General features: G+C 52.5%; 6 protein-coding genes. 2 read left to right on the top strand and 4 right to left on the bottom strand.

The annotated features are described in order from the left end of the window. On the bottom strand, positions 1-1019 hold a 1019-nt coding region (locus QJ48_RS24900; RefSeq protein WP_082420670.1), incomplete at its 3' end, for an ABC transporter substrate-binding protein. A 198-nt stretch (positions 1020-1217) separates the two neighbouring features. On the opposite strand from QJ48_RS24900, the gene QJ48_RS24895 reads away from it, so the two are divergent. Continuing rightward, on the top strand, positions 1218-1877 hold the full coding sequence (locus QJ48_RS24895; protein WP_237763051.1) for a DNA-3-methyladenine glycosylase: 660 nt from the start codon (positions 1218-1220) through the stop codon (positions 1875-1877). A gap of 26 nt (positions 1878-1903) precedes the next feature. Here the strand turns inward: QJ48_RS24895 and QJ48_RS24890 are convergent, their stop codons facing one another. Both QJ48_RS24890 and QJ48_RS24885 read right to left on the bottom strand, forming a co-directional pair. Further along, positions 1904-2602: a PIG-L deacetylase family protein gene (locus tag QJ48_RS24890; protein ID WP_054976118.1), complete on the bottom strand. Its 699-nt coding sequence runs from the start codon at positions 2600-2602 to the stop codon at positions 1904-1906. 82 nt (positions 2603-2684) lie between these two features. Further along, positions 2685-3728 (bottom strand): LacI family DNA-binding transcriptional regulator, encoded by a 1044-nt coding sequence (locus QJ48_RS24885; RefSeq protein ID WP_054976117.1) that lies wholly within the window; start codon positions 3726-3728, stop codon positions 2685-2687. A 264-nt stretch (positions 3729-3992) separates the two neighbouring features. Between QJ48_RS24885 and QJ48_RS24880 the strand changes: the two genes are divergently transcribed. After that, a complete protein-coding gene (locus QJ48_RS24880) occupies positions 3993-5045 on the top strand; it encodes a 2,3-butanediol dehydrogenase (protein WP_054976116.1) in 1053 nt (350 codons plus the stop codon). A gap of 192 nt (positions 5046-5237) precedes the next feature. On the opposite strand, the gene QJ48_RS37670 is transcribed toward QJ48_RS24880, so the two are convergent. Then, positions 5238-6429, bottom strand: a 1192-nt coding sequence (locus QJ48_RS37670; RefSeq protein ID WP_237763050.1) for a hypothetical protein, incomplete at its 5' end; no start/stop codon positions are given.

Below are 6429 nucleotides of genomic sequence, written 5' to 3'. Positions count from 1 at the left end.
GCCGCTTTTTCAGCGATCAGCTGTGCCGACAGCGGTCCGCCGAACAGCCACGTATCGCCGCCCATCGCATACATCCGGTTTTCCTTGACGAAATCGAGGTTTTTCCATACCGGATTTTCCTTCAGCTGGTTGGTGAAAATGTTATCGTCATCCTGCACGATGTAGAAGAAATTCGCTTTCTTCATGGCGAGCAACGGCTCGATGCCCCCTTCTTCAAAGGTCGGGACGTAGCCCTTCGGCTTGAACGCGTTTTTCATCCCCAGCTTGATCAGCACCTTGGCCGACATCGCGTTATCCGACATGATGCGCATCGTCGGCGTTTTTTTCAGCGAGAAGGCTTGCACAAGGATGAATTCGGAGTCCGCTTTGCCCGCTTTCTTCACTTTGTCGCCCAATCCGGCAATCGCCGTGTCGACCTCCTTCAGCACTTTTTCTCCTTCGTCCTTCTTGTTCAGCGCGTCCGCAGCGATTCGGAAATTTTTCTCCATCATCGCGTAAGCATCCGGCTCCTTTTCCGTGTTCGGATAGAACACGACGGTCGGAGCGATCGCTTTTAATTTATCGTAGAAGGCTTCGACGCGGTTGGTCGCGATGATCAAATCCGGTTTCAGCGCGGAGATTTGCTCCAAACTCGGCTCGACCCGGCTGCCGACATCCTTCACGTCCGGGGACAGCTCGTGCTTCACCTTCACCCATTTCTTGTAGCCTTCGATATCGGCAATGCCGACCGGCTGGACGCCCAGCGCCAGCACATCCTCGACAACCGACCATTCGATCGCGACGATACGCTGCGGCGTGCCTTTGATCTCTGTAGTGCCGAGCAGATGGGTAATGGTCCGAACCGCCGGATCTTGCGATTTGCCCTGTTCTTGCGTCGAAGCTTGCTCCGGCTTCTTGGCGTCGGTGCCGGAAGCGGCTTTCGGAGCGGAAGATGTATTGGTATTCGCCGTTCCGCAGCCGGCGATGAATAGCATGGCGCAGCAAAAGACCAATAGAAAACAATGCATAGATCGTGACATGATACAGCCCCCTAAGTATGTACATTTATTGATAATAATTATCATTATCAATTGACAGTTTAAAATGGTTTCCTGCATCTGTCAATCCCCAGTTGTTCGGAATGAATTTGGTTTGAAACTACCAAAGATTTTCCCGGGAAATACTTTATGAGATAATCATACCAACAAAGTATGTGCTTATGAAAAGGGGGAGTCTTCGTGATCCGCAGTATTACGCTGAATTCGGACGATGAGAGGATAAATTACCTTTGCCGCAACGATGCCAAGCTGGCCGCTCTGATCTCCCTTATCGGCGAACTGACGTTCCATGTGCGCGGCAGCCATTTTGAGTCGCTGGCGCTGTCGATTGTCGGGCAGCAGCCCTCCGTGAAAGCAGCCGCCACCATCAACAACCGGGTAAGATCGCTCGTCTCCTCCGTCACTCCCGAGGAGATCGACCGGCTCGATCCCGAAGCGCTCCGAAGCGCCGGGCTATCGGCCGCCAAAATCAACTACATCAAAGACTTGAGCACCAAGCTGCCTCGTCAGGAAATCGACTTGGCCCTGCTGCCCCAACTGGAAGACCGCGAGGTCGTTGAGATGCTCACCAAGGTGAAAGGGATCGGCCAATGGACGGCGGAAATGTTTCTGATCTTTTCTTTGGGGCGAATGAACGTGCTGTCTCTGGGCGATGCGGGTCTGGTGCGAGGGGCCCGATGGCTGTATTGGGCTGAAAATAAAAAAGACGGCAACCCTTTGGCGCAGCATGCGCAGAAATGGTCGCCGTATTGCAGCGTCGCCTCCCTCTACTTATGGGAAGCCGTCAACCGGGGATATGTCGATTCGGGCAAAACGGTCGAGGAGCTCGTCTCGGGCTAAGCCGCTTTTCCCGCTGGACCGCCGGTTCAGAACAAATCGTCGAATAGGCTTGTCTCGGTTTTGGAAGGCCAGCGCTGTCCGCGTTCCCAGTGCAAGACAAACGACTCGTAACGCCGGTTCTCCGGGAAAACGTCCAGATTCCCAAAGTACCTCTCGGTCGCGAGAAGCTGGGACGTATGGGCGCGCAGCGCTTCCGCTTTGACGCTCCATGCTTGTTCCGTATCGACGATGAACGTCGGTTCGTAGCCTTTTTCCCTCAGCGTCTTGGACAGAGTGTAGTACAGCTTCTGGACCGAAGGGCACCGCCCGCTCAGCACGGCCGCTGTCGCAAACCGCGAAATCGCCATATGATCGGGATGAAAGTTGCCGCCGTCCTCCGGGAACGTTACGACAATTCTCAAGCGGTGTTCGTTGATGAACCGGATGACAGCCTCCAAAAAGAGCGTCTCGTCAACCGTGTCCAGTTTTCCGTCGGGGAAGCCGAGATGCTCCACTTCCGCAATGCCCAGCACCGCGGCGGCCTTCTCCATTTCCTTGACCCGGATCGCGGCAAGCTCCTCCTTCGTCGCCTGCGCCGCGTAGCCGTTCTTCTGCCCCGCCTCGCCTTTGGTCGCCAGCAGCAGAACAGGCGCATGCCCTTCATCCGCCAGCTGCCGGATCAGGCACGCGCTCAAAAAGCTTTCATCGTCCGGGTGCGCGTATAAAAATCCGACCGGTTCTCCCATCGTCAGCCGCCTCCTTTTTAGACTTATTATAGCCAGAGTCCCGGGCGATTAAAATGACGGGCACGATTGCAAGACAAGCTGGTCATCTGACCCTTTTCGTAATGGCAGGGGGTTGGCGAATGACGGCCACGCTGGATTCCCGCACAATGAGTCGAGGTTCGAACTGCACGCGTTCATATTCCCCGGCACTGTGCTCGCGAATCCGCTTCAGCAAAAGCTCGGTAGCCAGGCGGGCCACTTCATCCCCCATGATCGAGACCGAGCTGATTTGCGGGCTTGTCACCGTCGTCCACAAGTTGTTGTCGATGCCCACGACCGCCACATCTTCCGGAACGCGGATGCCCAGCTCCTTGAAGCGATTCACAATCCCGATGGCCACCATGTCGTTGACCGCATAGATGGCATCCGGCATATGTTTGAGGCTGTAAAAGTAATCGGCCGCGCGCAAGCCTGTTTCAAACGAGAAATCCTCGCCGAAAAAAACGAGGGAAGGATCCACCTGCGGCAGCGACTGTTCATAGGCAAAGTACCGTTCCTCAATTTTATTCTTCGGGGCACCAGCATATGCGATTCGCGTCCGTCCGATTTTGATCAGATGCTCCATGACGAGACGGCCTTCCTGGCTGGCCAAGCCAACAACGTCCGCTTTCACATGGTCGTCGAGCTTTTTTCCATAGTTAATGATCGAGACGGGTACGCTTGCTTTATTGATCAGTTCCACCAACGTTTTGGGATAGGCGAGCGGCATAATAATCAGCCCGTCCACATGCAGCTTCTTCACCTCGCGCACCGTCTCAAGCTCCGTCCGGGCATTGCCGGTGGTGTTGATCTGTACGACGCGGTAGCCGTGCTGCTTCGCGGTCTGCTCCACAGACCAGGCGATTTCGGGAATGATCGCGTTGCGGATATCCGGCACGGCCAAGGCAATCTGATACGTTTGCCGCACCTTCAAGCTTTGCGCCGAAGTATTCGGAGTGAAGCCCATTTCCTCAATCACCTGGAGGATCTGCGCCTTCGTTTTGGGACTGATCCCGCCGCTATCGTTCATGGCGCGCGATACGGTGGCGATCCCCACCCCCGCTTTCTTCGCCACATCTTCAATCGTTACTTTTTGCTTTCTGGTCAAGAGAGATGTCCTTTCTTATTGGAATCGTTTTCTATGATACGAACCATGTCGCTTGTCTCTTTTTATTATAGCATACGATGCCGCCGTTTTGACGAGCCACTGGCAGGCACCGGTAAGCCCTTCCCTCTGCTTAAACCCTCTTCATTCGCAAATCAATTTGACAAATGTATCAAACTTGTGACATTATTTATTGACGGAAACGTTTCCTACTTTATATCTAAATTTATTTTATTACTCAACCCAGTAAGGAGATGCAATGCAAGCATGAAGGCGTTACGATGGCATGGTGTGAAGGACCTACGCTTGGAAACGATTACGGAACCCCAAGCGCTCCAAGGAAAAGTAAAAATCCGAGTGGAATGGTGCGGCATTTGCGGAAGCGACCTGCACGAATATGTGGCTGGCCCGATTTTTATTCCGGAAAGTACGGCCCACCCGCTGACAAATGAAAAAGCCCCTATCGTGATGGGGCATGAATTTTCCGGACAAGTCGTCGAGATCGGGGAAGGCGTCGCCTCAGTGAAGGTGGGCGACCGGGTCGTCGTCGAGCCCGTCTTCGCGTGCGGGACATGCCCTTCGTGCAGGCAGGGTAAATATAATCTTTGCGAAAAAATGGGCTTCCTCGGCCTCGCCGGCGGTGGCGGCGGCTTCTCTGAATACGTAGCAGTCGATGAGCACATGGTCCATAAAATTCCCGACAGCGTCTCTTACGAGCAAGGCGCCTTGGTTGAACCGTCCGCCGTTGCGCTTTACGCCGTCCGTTCAAGCCAACTGAAGGTCGGAGACAAAGCCGTCGTGTTCGGTACCGGCCCGATCGGCCTGCTGGTCATTGAGGCACTGAAGGCTTCCGGCGCCTCGGAAATTTACGCCGTCGAGCTTTCACCGGAACGTAAGCTCAAAGCGGAAGAGCTGGGCGCGATCGTCATCGATCCGAAAGAATACGATGTGGTGCAGGAGATTCACAAACGGACAGGCGGCGGAGCCGACATCGCCTTCGAGGTCACCGGGGTGCCGCCTGTTCTCACCCAAGCTATCGAGTCGACCAAGGTCGCCGGACAGATCATGATTGTCAGCATCTTCGAAAGAGAAGCGTCGATCCGACCGAATCACCTCGTCATGAAGGAGCGGAACATGACGGGTATTATCGGGTACCGCAATGTATTCCCGGCGGTCATCCGTTTGATGGAAAAAGGCTTTTTCCCTGCCGAGAAGCTGGTTACGAAGCGAATCAAGCTGGACGAAGCGGTGGAGCATGGCTTTGAGGCTTTGTTGAAGGAAAAAAATCAAGTGAAGATTCTTGTAACTCCCAAACCGTAACAGCGACTATTTAGAAAAAAGCAGTCTCGGCACCGATGTCCGGGACTGCTTTTCCTTATTTGCCGGCAGAGCCACACTACTAAAAGAGATAAAATAATTCCCAGTAACTCTTCTTGATTTTTGAAATCCACATAATCTTTATCCTCCAACGCTCCCGTAATATCTTTATTCAACCACTATAGCTTAGATCATTTATTTTGCTTGAAGAGTAGCTGCATCCCAATAAACAATACCCGAACCGTTATTGTCCGTTCCCATAAGTACGAGCCATACGCGTGCGTATGCTGCATTTGCAGGAGCTTGACCCGTAACAGATAGTGTCGAAAATCCGCCGCCCGTAGTTGTATTCTGGGAAGTCTCGAAATGGGCTCCTGTAAATCGATATTGTTCATCAAGATAATCTACGGTCAAATTTACTTTTGCATTTGCCAGACTCTCTACAAAAATACGACTGCTTGCCGTATACGTTTTTCCCGGGTCTATCTTCACGTCTTGGAAGACATTTATTTGATTATGCAGCCCCAGACCGGAACCCGTAATCTTCTGCGCACGTTGACCGGAAGACGCATGATGAGCTACAACTTCATACTCGCCAGTTATTCCTTGATCCATGTTGCCTTGCCAGCCATCAGCTAAGCCGCTTGTCCCTGTTTTTAGTTCAAAATTGGCGTTTGCAAGCATATTGCCATCAGGATCGTATCTCAGGCTTGTCTGATCAAAATAGACCGTACCCGAGCCGTTATTGTCCGTTCCCATCAACACGAGCCATACCCGTGCGTAAGCTGCGTTTGCAGGAGCTTGACCCGTAACAGAGAGTGTCAAAAATCCACCGCCCGTAGTTATGTTCTGGGAAGTCTCAAAATGGGATCCTGTAAATCGATATTGTGCATCAAGATAATCTACGGTCAGATTTACTTTTGCATTTGTCAAGCTCTCTACAAAAATACGACTGCTTGCCGTATACGTCTTTCCCGGCTCTATCTTCACGTCTTGGAAGACATTTATTTGATTATATAGCCCCAGACCGGAACCCGTAATCTTCTGCGCACGTTGACCGGAAGACGCATGATGAGCTACAACTTCATACTCGCCAGCTATTCCTTGGTCCTTGTTACCGTACCAGCCATCGGCTAAGCCGCTTGTCCCTGTTTTTAGTTCAAAACTGGCGTTTGCAAGCATATTGCCATCAGGATCGTATCGCAGGCTTGTCTGATCAAAATAGACCGTACCCGAGCCGTTATTGTCCGTTCCCATCAACACGAGCCATACGCGTGCGTAAGCTGCGTTTGCAGGAGCTTGACCCGTAACGGAAAGGGTAAAGAATCCGCCGCCCGTAGTTGTATTCTGGGAAGTCTCAAAATGAGTTCCTGTAAATCGATATTGT

Source organism: Paenibacillus sp. A3 (genome assembly GCF_001399685.1).
Classification (GTDB): domain Bacteria; phylum Bacillota; class Bacilli; order Paenibacillales; family NBRC-103111; genus Paenibacillus_G.
The sequence above is the reverse complement of the archived record's forward strand: the minus strand, read 5'-3'. Positions and strand labels throughout refer to the sequence as shown.

Bases quoted from the DNA above. Each gene is read 5' to 3' on its own strand.
- QJ48_RS24890 (WP_054976118.1), bottom strand. From the start codon at position 2,602: ATGGGAGAACCGGTCGGATTTTTATACGCGCACCCGGACGATGAAAGC.
- QJ48_RS24880 (WP_054976116.1), top strand. From the start codon at position 3,993: ATGAAGGCGTTACGATGGCATGGTGTGAAGGACCTACGCTTGGAAACG.